Origin of the sequence: Candidatus Leptovillus gracilis, from assembly GCA_016716065.1 — a bacterium.
In the GTDB taxonomy this organism is placed as follows: domain Bacteria; phylum Chloroflexota; class Anaerolineae; order Promineifilales; family Promineifilaceae; genus Leptovillus; species Leptovillus gracilis.
Window position 1 is genome coordinate 602,119 of sequence record JADJXA010000002.1, and the last position, 17,466, is coordinate 619,584.

The 17,466-nt window shown below is 59.0% G+C and carries 13 protein-coding genes; 7 read left to right on the forward strand and 6 right to left on the reverse strand.

Annotated elements, in window-relative coordinates; genetic code table 11:
- Window positions 1-65: 65 nt before the first annotated feature.
- A complete protein-coding gene (locus tag IPM39_07025) occupies window positions 66-1,208 on the forward strand; it encodes a nucleotidyltransferase family protein (GenBank protein ID MBK8985822.1) in 1,143 nt (380 codons plus the stop codon).
- 156 nt (window positions 1,209-1,364) lie between these two features.
- Here the strand turns inward: IPM39_07025 and IPM39_07030 are convergent, their stop codons facing one another.
- Both IPM39_07030 and IPM39_07035 read right to left on the reverse strand, forming a co-directional pair.
- Window positions 1,365-2,378: a L,D-transpeptidase family protein gene (locus IPM39_07030; protein ID MBK8985823.1), complete on the reverse strand. Its 1,014-nt coding sequence runs from the start codon at window positions 2,376-2,378 to the stop codon at window positions 1,365-1,367.
- Between the two features lie 31 nt (window positions 2,379-2,409).
- The gene (locus IPM39_07035; GenBank protein MBK8985824.1) at window positions 2,410-3,213 is read right to left on the reverse strand and encodes an N-acetylmuramoyl-L-alanine amidase; all 804 of its coding nucleotides are present in this window, start codon (window positions 3,211-3,213) and stop codon (window positions 2,410-2,412) included.
- A 267-nt stretch (window positions 3,214-3,480) separates the two neighbouring features.
- Here IPM39_07035 and ftsH point away from each other — a divergent pair, with 267 nt between their 5' ends.
- From ftsH to IPM39_07055, 4 genes are all read left to right on the forward strand, one after another.
- A complete protein-coding gene (gene ftsH / locus IPM39_07040) occupies window positions 3,481-5,457 on the forward strand; it encodes an ATP-dependent zinc metalloprotease FtsH (GenBank protein ID MBK8985825.1) in 1,977 nt (658 codons plus the stop codon).
- Window positions 5,458-5,682: 225 nt separating this feature from the next.
- Window positions 5,683-6,477 carry an enoyl-CoA hydratase/isomerase family protein gene (locus IPM39_07045; protein MBK8985826.1) on the forward strand — a complete coding sequence of 265 codons (795 nt, stop codon included), beginning with the start codon at window positions 5,683-5,685 and terminating at the stop codon, window positions 6,475-6,477.
- Between the two features lie 23 nt (window positions 6,478-6,500).
- Window positions 6,501-7,313: an AAC(3) family N-acetyltransferase gene (locus IPM39_07050; GenBank protein MBK8985827.1), complete on the forward strand. Its 813-nt coding sequence runs from the start codon at window positions 6,501-6,503 to the stop codon at window positions 7,311-7,313.
- A gap of 96 nt (window positions 7,314-7,409) precedes the next feature.
- Window positions 7,410-8,933, forward strand: coding sequence for an ATP-grasp domain-containing protein (locus IPM39_07055; GenBank protein MBK8985828.1), 1,524 nt, complete (start codon window positions 7,410-7,412; stop codon window positions 8,931-8,933).
- Here the strand turns inward: IPM39_07055 and IPM39_07060 are convergent.
- From IPM39_07060 to IPM39_07075, 4 genes are all read right to left on the reverse strand, one after another.
- Window positions 8,928-10,001: a hypothetical protein gene (locus tag IPM39_07060; protein MBK8985829.1), complete on the reverse strand. Its 1,074-nt coding sequence runs from the start codon at window positions 9,999-10,001 to the stop codon at window positions 8,928-8,930. The genes IPM39_07055 and IPM39_07060 overlap by 6 nt on opposite strands.
- Window positions 10,002-10,074: 73 nt before the next feature.
- On the reverse strand, window positions 10,075-11,151 hold the full coding sequence (gene add / locus IPM39_07065) for an adenosine deaminase (protein ID MBK8985830.1): 1,077 nt from the start codon (window positions 11,149-11,151) through the stop codon (window positions 10,075-10,077).
- Between the two features lie 3 nt (window positions 11,152-11,154).
- Complete coding sequence (gene rsmA / locus IPM39_07070) at window positions 11,155-11,955, reverse strand: ribosomal RNA small subunit methyltransferase A (GenBank protein MBK8985831.1); 801 nt, start codon at window positions 11,953-11,955, stop codon at window positions 11,155-11,157.
- Window positions 11,956-12,025: 70 nt separating this feature from the next.
- Entirely contained in the window at window positions 12,026-13,759 is a 1,734-nt protein-coding gene (locus tag IPM39_07075) for a hypothetical protein (protein MBK8985832.1), read from the reverse strand.
- Between the two features lie 286 nt (window positions 13,760-14,045).
- Here IPM39_07075 and IPM39_07080 point away from each other — a divergent pair, with 286 nt between their 5' ends.
- Both IPM39_07080 and IPM39_07085 read left to right on the forward strand, forming a co-directional pair.
- Entirely contained in the window at window positions 14,046-14,369 is a 324-nt protein-coding gene (locus IPM39_07080; GenBank protein ID MBK8985833.1) for a hypothetical protein, read from the forward strand.
- Between the two features lie 305 nt (window positions 14,370-14,674).
- The gene (locus IPM39_07085; GenBank protein ID MBK8985834.1) at window positions 14,675-17,392 is read left to right on the forward strand and encodes a S8 family serine peptidase; all 2,718 of its coding nucleotides are present in this window, start codon (window positions 14,675-14,677) and stop codon (window positions 17,390-17,392) included.
- Window positions 17,393-17,466: the final 74 nt, after the last annotated feature.

The window sequence follows — 17,466 nt, forward strand, 5'->3', positions numbered from 1 at the left end:
TATCGAGGGTGGCTGCTGCCTGGAAAGACGGCTCCGATTGTCTTGTTGGGGTTATGGTGTCTGGCATGAATGATTTGAATGAGCCGTGGGTGGAGCTGCCTACTGCTCGTTTTTTATTAAGGTGGTTGTCGGGCGACGAGATGTCGGGCGGCGGCGAGCTTATGAGTTTCTCTGAACCGGCGGCGCTGGCGGGTTGGCTGACGCGGCAGGGGCTGGGGGCGCTGGCGTATGGGCGCTGTCGCCCGGAAGAGGCAGGACTGCGCCGTTGTTTGCAGGCGGATATGTTTTCAGCGGCGGCGGAGTCGAGTTTGAAGCAGACGAGTTTGCAGGCAATTTTAAGGGCGTTTGCGGCGGCGGGAGTGCAGATGGCGCTGCTGAAGGGGGCGGTGTTGAGCCTGACGGTGTATGAGGAACCGGCCTGGCGCACCATGAGCGATATTGACATCTGGACGCCGGCTGAGGCGATGCAGGCGGCGGCGGCGGTGATGACGGGGTTGGGGTATGTGGTGACGGTGAAGGGAGAACGGCCGTTTGCCTTGCAACAATTGTCACGTGGAGAAATCCAATTTGTGCAGCCGAATATGCCTGCCGGGTTGGTGGAACTGCACTGGTCGGCTTTTTCTGGTTGGTGGCTGACGCGCACGGCGGCGGTGGACGAAGCGGGGTTGTGGGCGCGGCGGGAGCTGTTGTCCGACTGGCCTGATGTGGCTCAACTGGCGGCTGAAGACATGGTAATCCATCTGGCAGTGCATACGGCGGTGAATCATCAATTTGGCCTGTCGGCTTTGCGCAGCCTGGTGGATATTGCCCTGACGGCGCACAAGCGCGGAGTGGACTGGGCTGTGGCGGCGGAACGGGCGAGGACATGGCGGGTGGGGACGGCCGTTTACACCGTCCTCTCCTTGTTAGATGAACTGATCGGCGTGGAGGGTCTGGCGGTGGCGCTAGAGCAACTGCGACCGACAGGTTGGCGCAGCCGGGCTATCGGCCGTTTTGTAACGCCGGCGAGTGTGTTGGCGGGGCGAGATTTGCGCTCGGGGTGGCAGCGTTTTTTGCTGCTGCTGCTCTTGGTAGACCGTAAGCGGGATATGGCGAAGCTGGTCTGGCGGACGTTGTGGCCGGAACAGGAGTGGTTGGCGGCCCGTTACGGCCGTTCTGTCTCCCATTGGCGGCATCTCTGGACCATGCTGCGCCAGCGGGCGGTGTAGGGTAACGGCCGTTATCCGGCAGCCTCTGCGCCATGCCCCAAAACCTGACCACTGCAACTAGTACCCGTATTCGGTAATCCGTATCCCGCATTCCCTAGGACGCTGCCTCTGGCAAATGCCACCGGAAAACCGCCTACGGACTTTGGCCTACGGCTGCTAGTAGTGGACGTTGACGACGGTCCCATAGCTGGCCCAATCATACAACCAGGCGGCGTCGGGTTCGTCCAGGTTGACGCAGCCATGACTCATGGGGTAGCCGAAGTTGTTGTGCCAATACGCGCCGTGCAGGGCGTAATCGTTGTAGAAGTACATGACGTGGGGCACATTTTCCAGGTAATAGTCGTAGCCGAGCAGATAGCCGTTCATTGTCTGGCTGGGGTAGCGCAGGTAGATGCGGAACATGCCGGTGACGGTGGGGTGGTTGGGCAGGCCGCTGGAGATGAGGGTGGTGTAAACAGCCTGGCTGCCTTCGTAGGCGACCAGGCTTTGGGTGCTGAGGTTGACGTCTATCCAGCGTTCGTTGGGGCCAACGCCAAACGGCCGTATCCCCACCTGTGCGTTTTGTGGGCTGATGAAAGTGGGAACCAGCGTCGGTGTGGGGGTGGCGGTTGGCGTTGGCGTCGGTGTCACTGTCCAGGCGGGACGGGGCGTGTCGTTGTGGTCGGCGGGGGCGATGGCTTTGGCCAGGGTGTGGCTGTGGGCCGGGTTGGGTGTGGCCTGTGGGTTTGCTTGCCGGTCGGCAGCAACAGCGGTGGGGGGCATGGCTGATGGCACGGCCGTTGGCGCAGCCAGTACGGTGCGGGGCAGCCGGGTCCATGTCAGCCAGCCGCCCCCGGCCAGGAACAGCAGGATGAGGACGGCCGTCAGAAAAAATACGGCCGTTCGGCGGGCAGGTTGGTGGGGAACGGCCGTGGGCGGTTTGGCTGGCAGTCGTTTTTCCGCCCAGGCGCGGGCCTGCCGCACAGTGGGGTCATTGGGCCGCAGCATTTCGGCCCGTTCGACGTAATCCAGGCTTTTGCTGGGGTCGGCCGTCAGGCCGGCCAACAGCAGCCAGGCCCGATGATCGTTAGGGTCCTGGAGAACGGCTTGTCTGGCCAGGGCGTGGGCGCGTGGGCGTTGGCCGTTTTTTAATGCAACTTGTGCCTGATGATAAAGGGAATCAGTTATCAATCGTCAATGGTCAATCCGAAATCCGACATCGTCAATTACTCGTCGTAGCGCTTTTGTAGGCGTCCAGATAACAGAAGATACCGTTGGTAATGCCGCTGGCCGGGACCTGGGCGTTGGTGGTAATCATTTCCCGGTCCAGGTTCATGAAACCTACTTCAATGATGATGGCCGAGACGCCAGGGGCAATCTTGCGGAAGGCATGGTATTCGGCCATGTCTGGGGTGATGGTGTTGGCGTGGTATTCCATCTGTGTGGCCTGGTAATAAGCTTGCTGTACACAGATAGAAAGCTGGCTGGAATCGGTAAAACCGGAGCCGGAGATTTTGAAGCCGGTAGCCAATTCGTTGATATAGTCGCAGGAGTCGGCATGGATGGAAATAACGGCCGTACCGCTGTAGTTATCCAGACGTGGATCAAACTCATCCAGTTTGTCGGTGCGAATGCCCCGGCTTAGTAAGTTGGTCAGCACCATATCCACAATCGTCTCGTTAACCTGCGCCTCGGTCAGCCCATCGTCGCAGACTGCGCCGCTGTCGTTGCCGCGATGCCCGGAAATGATGCCAATACGGATAGGGCCAGGACTTTGACCCAGGCGCTGTACCACTGGTTTGGCCGGCACGTTTTTAAAAATGGGCGCAGCCAGATAATTGTCGGCGGGGGAAACGGCCGTTATCGCCTCAGCCACGCTCTCTTCGGGACTAAAATGCCAGTAAACCAGCAGCATCCCGGCTGCTGCCAGTCCCAGAAAAACAACAATCGGTAAATGCTGCCCCAAAAACTGAAGCAGCGGCGGCAGGGCCGATGGACGAGTGGGATTTTCTGACTGTGAGCGCATATTGTTGTTATTCTACAACATTTTTATCGCTTCGGAAAGAGTGTGTTGTACGTATTCCGTATTCCGTGTTCCGTTTATGGCTTACCGCTTACGGCTCAGCAATTTATCAGAAAAGATTTATGAAAATACAACGATTTCCCTGTACATTGGGTTATACTTACAGGGTGGACATAAAATAAGCACATCAGGCGCTGCTCTAACCTGGACAGAACATTCAATAGGTCAACTACATACTTCTAGCCTATTGAGGAGATAATTACTGATATTATGGATGATCAATCAAATGATTCACGGCCGACAATTCCTACCTGGGTCTGGATATTGGGCATTTTTGCCATCATCCTCGGCTTGCAGCTGTGGATAAGCGGCCGTTTTAATGGCCCGGAACAGGTGAGCATACAAGAAGTGATGACGGCCGTGCAGACCGGTAAAGTAAAGGCCATGTCCGTCACTGGCGACCGCATCGAAGTCGAGATGCAAGATGGCAGCATTGTCAGCACCACCAAACATTCCCGTGACAGCCTGGCCGAAACCTTTGCCTATTACGGCGTAACCCCTGAACAACTGGCTACTGTCAACCTGAAAGTCAACGACCAGACGGCCTGGAACAATTTGCTAACCATTGTTATTTCGATTGGCCCTGTCCTTCTGCTTATCTGGATTTTCAGCCGGGGTTTCCGGCAGATGCAGGGCGGCGGCGGCGGCAACAATATCTTTGGTTTTGGCCGCAGCCGCGCCAAAAACCTCAACGACGCCAATCGCCCCACCGTCACCTTCGACGACGTGGCCGGTGTGGAAGAATCTAAACAAGAACTGGCCGAAGTGGTTCAGTTCTTGCGCGAACCGGAGAAATTTGTCCAGGTTGGCGCTCGTATTCCCAAAGGTGTGTTGATGGTTGGCCCGCCCGGAACCGGTAAGACTTTGCTGGCTCGCGCCGTCGCCGGCGAAGCTGGCGTGCCCTTCTTCCACATTTCTGGCTCCGAATTTGTGGAAATGTTTGTTGGTGTGGGCGCCAGCCGGGTGCGCGACCTGTTCGATAAAGCCAAACAATCGGCGCCATCCATCGTCTTTGTGGACGAAATTGACGCCGTTGGGCGGCAGCGCGGCGCTGGATTGGGCGGCGGCCACGATGAGCGTGAGCAAACTCTCAACCAGATTTTGGTGGAAATGGACGGTTTCGACAACGAGACCAACGTTATCGTCATGGCGGCGACCAATCGCGCCGACATTTTGGACCCGGCGCTGCTGCGCCCTGGCCGCTTCGACCGTAAGGTGTTTGTAGACCTGCCAGACGTGAAGGGGCGCGAAATGATCTTGCGTGTCCATTCGCGCGGCAAGCCCGTTTCCAGCGAAGTCAGCTTCAAAGATGTGTCTCGCCTGACGGCCGGATTCTCCGGCGCAGACCTGGAAAACCTGATGAACGAGGCGGCTATCTTTGCGGCGCGGCGCAACAAGCGCACCATTGGTCTGCTGGAGTTTCAGGATGCCTTCGACAGGGTGGTGATGGGGCCGGAGCGTAAGAGCCGGGTGATGAGCGAAGAGGACAAAGAAACGGTGGCCTATCATGAAGCGGGTCATGCGGTGGTTAGTTTCTATCTGGCTCATACAGACCCAGTGCAGAAGATTACAATTGTGCCGCGCGGCCGGGCCGGTGGCTACGTTATGCCGCTGCCGGAAGACCGCTTTGTGCTTAGCCAGGAATACTTCCTGGACCAGATTACGATGGCCCTGGGTGGCCGGGCGGCCGAAGAAGTCTTTTTTGACCGCATTACTACCGGCGCTTCGTCGGATTTGCAGCAGGCCACGCGCATGGCGCGGGCGATGGTGATGGACTATGGCATGTCCGACGTGTTGGGCCTGCCGACTTATGGCAGCGGGAATGCCAATCCCTTTTTAGGCCGAGAGATGTCTTACTTTAGCGGCGGCCGGGATTACAGTGAAGAAGCGGCCAAAGCCATTGACGATGAAGTGAAGCGCATTCTGGAAGAGAGCTATACCCGGTCGCTGGAAATTGTGCGCAGCAACTATGACCGCATGGTGCAGTTGGCCGACGCTCTGATGAAGGTGGAGACTTTAGACCGCACCGACTTTGAGAAATTGATGAACGCGCCGATTGTCTCCAATGGCCAGGCTTCATACGCCAGCTCTGAGAACGGCCAGACGGCCAATGGTAAGCTGGATAAAGAAGCGTTGGCGGAGAGCAGCCTGCCCGATTTGCCTGCCGACCTGGACGTGGCTGCCTAACTGGCAGCGGCTGCCTAACTGGCAGCGGCTGCCTAACCGGCCGTGGCTGCCTAACCGGCCGTGGCTGCCTAACCGGCCGTGGCTGCCTAACCGGCCGTGGCTGCCTAAACGGCCGTGGCGTAACTGATTTTGTTGACACCAAGACCTTCTCCCCGCTATAACTGGTGGGCGAGAAGGTTTTTTTGTTGGTTGTAGGCTGTAAGCCGACAGCCTGGTTGGTGAATTATGGATGAGTTACTGATTTATCAGGCGGTGGGGTCGGTGTTGTGGCTGACGTTGAATCGGCCGGAGAGCCATAATGCGTTGAATCCGGCGTTGATTACGGGGTTAACGGCCGTTTTCCGCTCTCTACGCCATCAACCAGAAATCCGCGTGGTGGTGCTGACGGGCAGCGGCCGTTCCTTCTGCGCCGGCGCCGACCTGGCCTTTATGCGCGCCGCCGCCGATTACACCTTCGCCGAAAATGTGGCCGATGGCGAAGCGATTTTCGATTTGATGCAGGCGGTAGATAACTGCCCGCAGCCGGTGGTGGGGCGTATCAATGGCGCGGCCATTGGCGGCGGGGTGGGGCTGGTGGCCTGCTGCGATAGTGTGGTGGCGGTGGAACGGGCGCGGTTTGCCTTTAGCGAGACGCGGTTGGGCATTGTGCCGGCCGTCATCTCTCCCTTTGTGCTGGCGAAAATTGGCGTGGGCAGCGGCCGTGAGCTGTTCCTGACCGGCGAGCGTTTTACCGCTGAACGGGCGCGGCAAATTGGCCTGGTGCAGCATGTGGTGGCCGAGGAAGAGCTAGACACGGCCGTCGCCGACCGGGTGAACAACCTGCTGCAAGCCGCGCCCGGTGCGCAAGCTGCCGCCAAAGAACTCATTCGCACCGTAGCCCAGCAGCCACACACGGCCGTGCGCGATTACACCGCCCACCTCATCGCCGAACGCCGCGCCAGCGACGAAGGGCGCGAAGGCATGAGCGCCTTTCTGCAAAAACGCCGCCCGTCCTGGCAGTCTGATTCTCAGGATGCGTAAAAATACAAGGGACAGTGAGCATAATGGGTGAATTAGAAGCCATTCAGAAAGCGTCTTATCCAATCACCCGGCAAATTTTGGCCGAAGATTTACGCTCGTTAGGGGTCAAGCGAGGCATGACCCTGCTGGTTCACTCGTCGTTGAGCGCGTTGGGCTGGGTGAACGGCGGGCCGGTGGCCGTGATTCAGGCATTGATGGATGCGCTGACGCCCGAAGGTACGCTGGTGATGCCCACCCATTCCGGCGATTTGTCCGACCCGGCGCAGTGGCAGAATCCGCCGGTCCCTTACAACTGGCAGGCGACCATCCGGGATACCATGCCCGGCTACGATCCCGATCTGACGCCGACGCGGGGCATGGGGCGCATCCCCGAACTATTCCGCACCTGGCCCGATGTGCGGCGCAGCGACCATCCACAGGTGTCGTTTGCCGCCTGGGGCCAAGAAGCGGCGTTTGTCACCGAAGGCCACAAGCTAAAAAACAGCCTGGGCGATTCGTCGCCGCTGGCGCGGGTGTACGACCTGGAAGGATACGTGCTGCTGTTGGGCGTGGGGTATGGCAATAATACATCGTTCCACCTGGCCGAATACCGCGTGCCCAACCCGCCGATGGTGACGCAGGGCACGCCGGTGCTGGAAAACGGCCGTCGCCTCTGGAAAACCTACACCGACGTGGATTTCAACGATGACCCCTTCGCCACCATCGGCCATGATTTTGAGCAAGTCCATCCGGTGGCTGTGGGATTGGTTGGCCTGGCTACCTGCCGCCTGTTTTCTCAGCCCGACGCGGTAGATTTTGCCGTGAAGTGGCTGACAGACTTTCGGCGGCAACTTTAGGCTGTTAGTTGTTAGTTGTTAGTTGTTAGTTGTTAGCTGTAGACTGAACGGAACACGGATTACGGAATACGGAACACGAGACAAAGGACCCATTTTATGTTCAACAAAATCCTGGTAGCAAATCGGGGCGAGATTGCCCGGCGTATTTTTGTGGCCTGTCGGGAGTTAGGGGTGGTCTCGGTGGCTGTGTATTCAGATGCGGACCGAGACGCAGCCTGGGCGCGGGCGGCCGACGAGAGCTACCATCTGCCGGGCGTGACAGCGGCGGAGACGTATTTGCGGCAAACGGCCGTGCTAGACATCGCCCAGGCGTGCGGCGCTGAGGCCATCCATCCCGGCTACGGCTTCCTCAGCGAAAACGCCGATTTCGCCGCTGCCTGCGCCGAACGGGGCATCACCTTCATCGGCCCTGGTCCGGCGGCGATGCGGTTGATGGGCAGCAAGGCGGCAGCGCGCGAGCTGGCGCAGCAGGCGGGCGTGCCCGTCGTGCCCGGCGTGGATGGCGCAGGCCAATCGCCGGCCGAATTGGCGGCAGCGGCAGCGGCCATCGGCTACCCGGTGTTGATTAAGGCCAGCGCCGGCGGCGGCGGCAAAGGAATGCGCGTTGTCGAGTCGGCGGCCGAGTTTGCCGGCGCGGTCCAGGCGGCGCGCAGCGAGTCGCAGTCGGCCTTTGGCAGCGACCATATTTTGCTGGAGAAGTATTTTACCGAAGTCCACCACGTGGAAATCCAGGTCTTGGGCGATTTGCACGGCAGCCTGCTGCATCTGTTCGAGCGTGAATGTTCGGTGCAGCGCCGCCATCAGAAGATCATCGAAGAAAGCCCATCGCCCATTGTGCAGCGCTTTGAGGCGCAGGGCCTGGAACTGCGGCGGCGTATGGCCGAAGCAGCCGTTGCCCTGGCAAAGCAGGCGGGTTACGTCAGCGCCGGGACGGTGGAGTTTATGGTGGATGCGCACGGCGGCTTTTACTTTTTGGAGATGAACACCCGCTTGCAGGTGGAGCATCCGGTTACAGAAATGGTGACGGGGTTGGATTTGGCGGCGTGGCAGATTCGCATCGCCGCCGGGGAGGCGCTGCCGTTTGATCAGACGGCCGTGCAGCAGCGCGGCCATGCCCTGGAGTGCCGTATCTACGCCGAAGACCCGGCGCGTCATTTCCTGCCGTCTATTGGGCAGATCAGCTATTATCAACGGCCGTCTGGTCCTGGCGTGCGGGTAGATGATGGCATCGAGACCGGTGCGCGGGTGACGCCATTTTATGACCCGATGCTGGCAAAAATTATCACCTATGGCAATGACCGGCCAGAGGCGCTGCGCAAGATGGCGCGGGCGCTGCGGGAAACGGCCGTGTTGGGCGTGACAACCAATATCCCCTACCTGTTGGCGATTTTGGCCGAACCGCATTTTCAGCAGGGGCTAACCAGCACCGGCTATTTGCAAGACCACATGGCTCATTGGCAGACCCAGTCTGACCCAACAGAAGCTGAACGATTGGCGATTGCCGTGTTGGAGATGCTGCACAGCGGTGGCAAAAGTGGGGGACAAACGGCCGTTAATGGCGAAACGGCCGTGCAGCCCGACCCCTGGAATGAAGTGGGCGCGTGGCGCAATGTCTCATAACAAGCCAATCACCACAAACAACACCCAGGCCAACCCCAGATAAATGGCTAACCAACCGAGGGCGTTGCCAACGGCCGTTTTGCCCGCGCCCTCTTTCTCTGTGACGGCCGGTAAATTGCGGTACCAAGACGCGCGCTGCGCCAGGGCGATGGCCCGCCAGCCCAACACCATGCTCGGCGCGACACCCAACACGGCGGCGATGGCGATTTTGAGCGGCGTCAGGGCTTCGCCAAAGCGGGTCAGGAAGGAGTCGGCGGTTTCGGCGACCAGAGCGGGCGGCAGAATGAGCAGCAACATGGGGATGAGGTTGAGGGCGATGGCCGCCAACCCGTAGGTCAGGCTGGAAGCGGCCGTTTTTTGGGCGCTGCTGCGGAGTTCTGGTTGGATGGCTTGCAGGGTTAACGGCCGTCCACAATTGCTGCAGTAGGCGCTGCCGCGCAGCACAGCCGCCGCGCAGCCTTCGCACACCTGCACATACGCGGTCCGGTCGGTGAATACGGCCGGGTCAATTTTAATTTCCACTACCCGGTCTTCTTTGTTCTTCACCAACACGCCGGGGTTGTCCGGGATGGGCACCGGGGCAGCGGTCGGCGCGTCTTCGCTGGGTACAATGGCCTGACCAGATGAATCTACGGCGATGACGGCCGTTTCCGCTGATGTTTTAGGCACGGTTGAAGCCCCCGGCAGCAAATTGCGCGCTTTGTTCACAAGCTGCTTGCGTTTGGCCTGGCTGCTCTGCTGCCGCTGCATGTCCACCCACTGCATCGTCGCGTTGGCCTGAATTTTGGCCCCATCGGCGATGTAATGGGCCACCAGCTGCAGCACTTCCTGCGCTTTCAGGGCGTCCGGCGCTTCAATCTCCAACTGCGCCGTGTTCTCAAACGCGCGCACGCGCACAATCACGTCGTTTTGCTGCAAGCCCAGCCATTTGGAGACGGTCGCCACAATGACGCCGGTCTCTTCGTTGTACGCTTGCAATTTTGCCCCCATGTTAGCCAGGGCGAACAACGTCGTGCGCATCACCACATTGGCCGGAACAGGATAGGGTCGGATTTCGGTATAGCTCATAGTAGTTGTTAGTTGGGAGTTGGGAGTTGGGAGTTGGAAGTTGGGAGGTCTATCAACTATCAACTATCCACTATCATTTGTTGTCAAATTCCGCCAGCAGCGTTTCCTTCACGTCGGCTTCTACGCCAGACGCCACAAAAGCGTTGCGGGCGATGCGTGTTAACGCGGTTTCGTCGTAGCCGAAGGTCTCGGCCAGGATGGCATATTCTTGCAGCAGGTTGGTATTAAACAAAGGTGGGTCATCGCTGTTGATGGTGACCAGCAGCCCCATTTCGTCTAGCTGGCGGAAGGGGTGGGCGGCCATATTCGGGTAGACGTGCAGGCAGGTATTGCTGCTGGGGTTGATTTCCAGCGGGATTTGCCGTTCGCGCAGGTAGGCCAGCAGGTCGGGGTCTTCAATGGCCCGCACGCCGTGGCCGATACGGTCGGCTTGCAGTTCACGTATCGCGCCCCATACGCTGCCTGGTCCCATGGTCTCGCCGGCGTGGGGCACGCTGAGCAGCCCGGCCGCTTTGGCAGCGGCGAAGGCGTGGGCGAAGGGTTCGGGCGGCGCGTTTACTTCATGGCCGCCCAGACCAAAACCGACAACGCCAAAGTCGCGCCCTTGCAGGGCATAGGCCAGGGTTTTTTCGGCCGGGCGCGGATCGTAGGTTCGTCCGTCGCGCTGGGGGAAGCTGAGGTTGCGTGGCACGTCGAAGACCCAGCGCATCTCTACGCCATAGTCACGTTGGGCGCGGATACGGCCGTCTTCCAATCCAGCCAACAACGCCTCAATCGGCAGCTTGGCTTGAAAATCGGTGTGGGTATAGGGGGTGATGGTCAGTTCGCGGTAGCGAATATTTTGCGCGGCCATATCCGCGCCGTTTTCATAGACAACCAACGAAAAATCTTCCGCCGAGCGCAGCAAATCTTGAATCGTCATATACACGACGACAAAATGGGAAAAATCGGCGAAACAGAACCATTTTTTGAGTTCGGCCACGTCGGTGCTGGGCAGTTTGGGCAGCATGGCGTGGCCCTCGGCCAACTTCAGCACCGTTTCTGGCTGAATAGCCCCTTCCAGGTGGATATGTATTTCTGCTTTGGGCAGATTGCGGATGAAATTGGAGTGGTTCATCGTTTTGGTGGTTTGTTGACTATCAACTCCCAACTATCAACTCCCGACTATCAACTCCGCTGCCCTTTGCCATTCGTCCAGGGTCAGGGTTTCGGCGCGGCGACGGCCGTCTATATTTGCCGCTGCCAGGATTGTATCAATATCCGCTTTTTTAAGCCCTAATTGGCCCAGGTTGTTGTGGAGTTGTTTCCGTTTCTGGCTGAACCCGGCGCGGACGACGCGGAAGAATGCCTCTTCGTGGGCCGGGGTGTGGCGAATATCCAGGCGAATGACGGCCGAATCTACGTCTGGGCGCGGCCAAAAGGCGCCCGCTTTCAGCGTGGCAACCTGCTGCACCGGTCCGTACACCTGGGCGCTGACGGCTAAAAGGCTCATGTTGGGCGGCACGGCCGTTATCCGGTCGGCCACCTCTTTTTGCACCGTCAGCACCATGCTGGTGGGTTTGTGCGCGGCGCTGAGCAGGTGGCGCAAAATCGCGCCGGTGATGTAGTAGGGCACGTTGGCGACTACTTTGTACGGCCGGGCAAACAGTTGGGCGGGGTCCTGCTCCAGAATGTCGCCGTGAATAAGGTGGACATTGGGGAAGTGGGCCAGTTCTTCGCGCAAGATGGGGAGGAGACGTCCGTCTAACTCCACAGCGGTGACGGAGACGGCCGTTTGCGCCAACAGCCGCGTCAGCGCCCCCAACCCCGGCCCAATTTCCAGCACGGCGTCGGTCGGTTGCAGTTCGGCCGCGGTCACAATGCGCCTCAACACGTTCTCGTCAAAGAGAAAGTTTTGCCCCAGGCTTTTCTTCGGCTCTATCTGGTAGCGGTCGAGTAACTCTTTTGGGTGCATGAGATTGTCACTTTGCCTGATTATTCTCTAAAGTGCGATGATTCGATCCAGTTTCGCCAGACCCCGGTCGTCATTTCAATTCCATATCGGCGATGAGGGTCAGGAACACGGACGATTCAAGCTGGGGATAAACGTTTGCCGGCGCTTCGGCCCAGGCCGTGATTTCCTGCCCATCCACCTGCCGGACCATGATGAAGCCCCAGATTTCTGTGCCATCTACGGCCGTATAAACCATATCCACCCGCTGCCACTCTGCGCCGCCCAGGGGCAAGGCGAACGGCTGCCCGGCCTGGAAACCGGCCACGCCCGCTTCGGCGTCGCGCAGCAGCGCGGCCAGCGCCCTGTCTAACGGCCGTGTCTCGGCCGCCAGCCGCAGCGCCACAAAAGTACGGCCGTCGGCGACAAAACGCCGCCACCCATCCTGGCTCTGGTAAGCAAAACCTGGGGGATAGGCCACCGTGAACGCCCCCAGGTCGGCGCGTGTCCAATACGCCTTATGGTCCGCCTGGTGGAAAAATCGCCAGCTCTCGCCAATGGTCTGCGCGGCGGTGATGGTTTGCGTTTCGGCCGTTTGCGGACCATCTACATCCACCACGTACCCCCGCCCATCCTTCACAAAGGCGAAAAAGAGGCCCACCCGCTCCTGGCCGTCTGGCCGGGTATAGCCATAGGCCACACGGCTGCCGCCCACTCCGGCGATGGTTAATCCATCGCTGAACAGCACATCCACAGGGCCAAATTGGCCGAGCGTCTGGTTCCTGAGCGCCGCTGAATTCATACCCCGTTCCAGTTCCGGATAGAGGGTGATCTGCATTTGCGTCTGGTTGTTCAGGTCGCTGGCGCGGAGCAGCGTGTCGTCGTCGCTGGGCGTGTGCCAGTCGTCGGGATGGAGGAATTGCAGGCCCAGGCGCGGGTTCAGATAGACGGCGACGCCTGACAGCAACTGGCTGTTGGTGATGGTCAGGTCCTCAACGGCGCGCGTAATGGTCCCGATGGCGTTTTCGGCCCGTATTCCCAGAAAGTATGGGCCATCGGGCAGCGTCCGCCATTCCACGGCTAACAGCCCGGCGTCATCAAAGGCCAATATCGGGCCGGGTTCCTGGCCGATGGCCCCGTTTTCATCCAGGTAGAAGCGAGTCAATTGGAAGGCGTCGCCCGGTTGGGGATTAATCTGGGTCGGGTCATCCCCCTGGCTGGCAAGACGCGCCGGGCTGTTGGCCTGTGCCGCAAAGAGGAGATTGGCTGGTTGGCTGGGGCCATTGGCTGGCGAATAGACGCCAGGCGCGGCCAATTGGTCGCTGTCGGCGGCCATGGGCCAGGCCAGGGCAAAGTCACCGCTGCCGGCTGCGTCAACTAGATAGGCGGCGCGGGTATCCCAGATAAACAGATCGTCCAGCAGACCATCGCGCCGGCCGAGGGGGATGTCCAGCAAAAGGCGGCGACGGCCGTCGGCCTCATACGCGCCACCAAACAAAGCCACTTCGGCCAGATCACGCCCAATCACCTGGTAGCCCAGGTAAACCGGGCTTTGTACGCCGACATTTTCGACGGCAAACCCGGACAGGTAAATTTCGGGCGGTGGTACGGCGGCCGGGCTGTGGGGTGGGCGGGTTCCGGTGGCATTGGATGGGGGAACGGCCGTTGGCCGGGGTGTGGCAAAAAGTGGCGTTGGTGGCGGCTGGTTGGTGTTGGGTTGTTGGCTGGTTGGCGGCGCTGCCGGGAGGAATTGGCAGGCGGCCAAACCCCAGAGTAACAAGACGGGCAGCCAACGAAACAGGAGGCGGTAGAAGTGCATGGACCCCATTATAACAAACCTCCCGGTGGATGCCCGGCTGGAGAATGGCATTTGTCAGGAGACTTCATGAGTAGGCTGCACCCACCACCACGAATGAAAACCCTGGGAGCGCAGGCGTCTCGCCTGCCTGGGCGGACGGGACGTCCGCGCTCCCATTTTCAAGGGAGGAAAATAGCAGCGCCATGTTGTCGGCTTCTGTGCTAAAATGATAGGTATTCTCACAAAGGTCATCATCTGACATTTTTGTCACCTTGTCAGGTATATATCTCACTTTAGCCGCTTGAGGGAGCATGATATGGACAGTGCAATTGTAACTATCAAAAAACATACGGCCGTCTGGACGCAAGATGATCAGCACCTGGGGGATGCAATGTACATTTTCCACCGCCTCGAAGAGGTGGAACCGCTGCTAAAATATTACGCCGCCTATCTGGAACTATTTTCGTTTGAGTTGGGCGAACGTTATTATATTCCCACCGATTTTATTGGGGGGTATGATGAAGAGAACGGCCGTCTCCTCCTGGACGTCTCGCGCAAGGAAGTGGAGGAACTGACCTGGCATCGAATGCCTACCTTCATTGCCATGGGCAAAGCGCGCAAAGAAGATTTACCCGCCTGAAGTTCCTCTTGCCTCCGGGCGACCGCCGGTTGGGTCGCCCGGAAGGTTGCTGTTTTTCGTTCCTTCAACACCATGTTTGGCTGGGCTGACTGTTAACGAGTTAGCAGCATCTGGTTTGCTGCCCGGCTATACTGTTATCTGCTGGCGCTGTTCTGCGCCAGTTCCCCGCTCACTTTTGTGCCATCTTGACCACGCCAGGAAACATTTTCGCCTTGCGAAACGGAAATCGTTCTATTTTGGCGTTTATTAGGATGAAGCCAATGCTCTTTTGTTGGCCTTTTTTCGGTAATTCATTAAGAGGTGACATGATGAAAGCGGTAAAATGGATTTTTGTTCTGAGTTTGATCATGATCGTCTTGTTGGTTTCTCAGGGCAGTTTTGCGCTGCCGGCCGGACAAACGGCGGCACAGGTGGGTCTGGACGAGGATGAGCAGGCCGCCCTGGCGCAGTGGGGCAGTACGGTTGATCCCACCGTGGCGGCGCTGCTGGACGAAACGGCCGTCACTGACCCAACCATCCTCAGCACCCTCGACGAAGTTGTACTGGGTTATGATAAAGCCACCGGCCAATACCTCGACGATCCCACCATCACCCGCTACACAGATGCCCAGGTCTGGCCGGACGACGAAAAAGCGCCGCCAGACGCCAGCTTTATTCGCTTTGGGGCCAACAACTTGTTGGCAGTCACGCCAGGTTTGGCGACCGATTTGCAGCAGCGCCTGCTGACGGCTGACGCCCCATCTGAATACCTGGCCTTGCAGTTCACCTATCCGGTGGACCTGATTCTGAAAGAACAGCTCAGCGCCCAGGGTGTTGTTTTTGGCGACCCGCTGAACAGTTTATCTTTCTACGCCAAAATTCCGGCGGCGGCGGTAACGGCCGTTACCAACGCCATCACCCAGGGCAAAATCAACTTTGTCGGGCAGGTCCCACCCGCTTATCAGATCAGCGAAGGGCTGCAAACACAGCTCAACGCCCTCGACGCCCCGGAAACGGCCGTGCCCATCACCGTACAGCTATTTGAAGCCCCCACCGAAACCCAATTGGCCGAATTCGCCAAACTGATGACCATCGAGCGCCGCTCTGACGGGGCCATGTTCTTGATCGAAGGCTGGATACCGGCCAATCTGGTCTATACGTTGGCGGCGAATACGGCCGTGCAAATGGTCCACGAGCATATCGTCAACGAATCCGGTTCGGCGGAAACGCCGCCACAGCCCATCGCGCCTACCGGCGTGCCCGCTAACCTGGAAGGCAACCTGGCCACCGGCGGCGACATCCTCAAACTCAACACCTACGATGGAACCGGCATCAACGTCATGATCATGGATTCTGGTATTGCCCACCAGGGCAGCACCTACCACCCCGACCTGCCCCTCAGTCGTATCACCGACCAATATGCCTGGTATCCGCTGCCCGTTAGCACAGACGCGGCAGCCATAGACAGCCACGGAACCCACGTTGCCGGCAGCATCGGCGGCAGCGGCAACGGCACAAGCGGGCAATCCTGGCAGGGCATTGCCCCTGGCGTCAACTTGCTCATTTACCGTTTGTGCTGCAACGTGCCCGGCGGCACTGGCTATTTCAACGCCGACTTTCAGGCATCTTTGGTGCGTGGGGCAGCCAACAACGGCCATGTTTCCAACAACAGTTGGGGCGGCGGCAACGGCACCTACGCCGTCAGTTCGCAGTTGGCTGACCGGGCGGTGCGCGGCGAATTTGGCAGCCAGTTTATGAACATGGTCATCATCACCCACAACGACAATGCCTTGTCGCGCAGCCCGGGCACGGCCAAAAACGCCCTCACCGTGGGCGCAGTGAAGGATGGCAACTGGCCCAACGAAAATGTTACCACCTGTGGCGGCGTGGGCGACGACAACTTCCCGCCCGGCGAACGCATCTGCTTCAGTAACTTTGGCCCCATAGACGTGGATGGCGATGGGTTTACGCGGGTAAAGCCGGACATCATGGCCCCCGGCGTGCGTACCCATTCGGCTGTAGGCTGGTATTTTTATGGCGACAACCGCCAGTACGACACCTGGAACGGCACCAGTATGGCCGCGCCGCAAGTGACCGGCGGCGTGGCCCAATTCCTGGATGCTTATCCGGGTTATCTTAGCTGGCCGGAAGTAGTCAAAGCGGTCTTCATTGCTTCAGCCACCAATGTGGGCGGGGTGGATGTTGCCCGCTACGGCCGTGGTATGGTGAACACCTACCACGCCGTCTACGACCAAACCGGGATTAGCGACACCAGCCGCTGGACCGGCTCCCTGGCGGCTACCGGCAATGCCAATAACCATAACTTCACGGTTCCGGCTGGTTTCTCAGAAGTTCGGGTTGTCCTAACCTGGGCGGATCCGGTAGCCGGAGCCAACAACGACGACGTAATCAACGACCTGGATTTGCGCGTCTACGACGCCAACAATGTCCTTCGCGGCTCATCCATCACGGTGGATGACACGGTGGAGTATGTAAAAATTACCACCGGGACTCCGGGGACGTGGCGCATCGAAGCCCGCGCCTTTTCCCTGGCATCGTCGCAGGCGTATGGTCTGGCCTCCGTGGTGGTAATGCAGCCGGCAAATTTGTCGCTGACTTCTTCGTTGACGCCGAATATCGGCACGTTTGCCGACAATACGTTCTATCTTTACACAACCATCAGCAACAGTGGTTTTGCTGCGCCGGGCAGCTATGTGCGTTTGCAACTGCCGTCTACTACTCTGTTTACGGTGGAAGGGGCGCGCATTTATACCCGCGACGGCCGTTCCCATTATTACGACGACGCCGAACTGCACAACGATGGCGGCGGTTCTTTCTGGCGTGTGGCGGTCGGCGAGAGCATCGCCAATCATCCTCGCCTGGTGCGCTGGTTCATTCGTTACAATGGCGCCACCTGTTCCGCCAGCCGAACATTTAACGCGGCGGCCTTTTTCCGTGACAATGGGGGTCTTGGCTCTGGTGGCAGCAGCAGCGTGACCTTTACCAAAGCACTCTGCAACTACCTGCCCATGCTCAGAAAATAAATGAAACAGGTTCCCGGCGCTTTATTCGCGCCGGGAACCTGTTTTTTTGGAACGAATTGTACCTTCCCAACGTC

What these genes read in the sequence shown, in the direction of transcription:
- IPM39_07025 (MBK8985822.1), top strand. Translation starts at nt 66, where the DNA reads ATGAATGATTTGAATGAGCCGTGGGTGGAGCTGCCTACTGCTCGTTTT.
- IPM39_07035 (MBK8985824.1), bottom strand. Translation starts at nt 3,213, where the DNA reads ATGCGCTCACAGTCAGAAAATCCCACTCGTCCATCGGCCCTGCCGCCG.
- ftsH (MBK8985825.1), top strand. Translation starts at nt 3,481, where the DNA reads ATGGATGATCAATCAAATGATTCACGGCCGACAATTCCTACCTGGGTC.
- IPM39_07045 (MBK8985826.1), top strand. Translation starts at nt 5,683, where the DNA reads ATGGATGAGTTACTGATTTATCAGGCGGTGGGGTCGGTGTTGTGGCTG.
- IPM39_07050 (MBK8985827.1), top strand. Translation starts at nt 6,501, where the DNA reads ATGGGTGAATTAGAAGCCATTCAGAAAGCGTCTTATCCAATCACCCGG.
- IPM39_07055 (MBK8985828.1), top strand. Translation starts at nt 7,410, where the DNA reads ATGTTCAACAAAATCCTGGTAGCAAATCGGGGCGAGATTGCCCGGCGT.
- IPM39_07060 (MBK8985829.1), bottom strand. Translation starts at nt 10,001, where the DNA reads ATGAGCTATACCGAAATCCGACCCTATCCTGTTCCGGCCAATGTGGTG.
- rsmA (MBK8985831.1), bottom strand. Translation starts at nt 11,955, where the DNA reads ATGCACCCAAAAGAGTTACTCGACCGCTACCAGATAGAGCCGAAGAAA.
- IPM39_07075 (MBK8985832.1), bottom strand. Translation starts at nt 13,759, where the DNA reads ATGGGGTCCATGCACTTCTACCGCCTCCTGTTTCGTTGGCTGCCCGTC.
- IPM39_07080 (MBK8985833.1), top strand. Translation starts at nt 14,046, where the DNA reads ATGGACAGTGCAATTGTAACTATCAAAAAACATACGGCCGTCTGGACG.
- IPM39_07085 (MBK8985834.1), top strand. Translation starts at nt 14,675, where the DNA reads ATGATGAAAGCGGTAAAATGGATTTTTGTTCTGAGTTTGATCATGATC.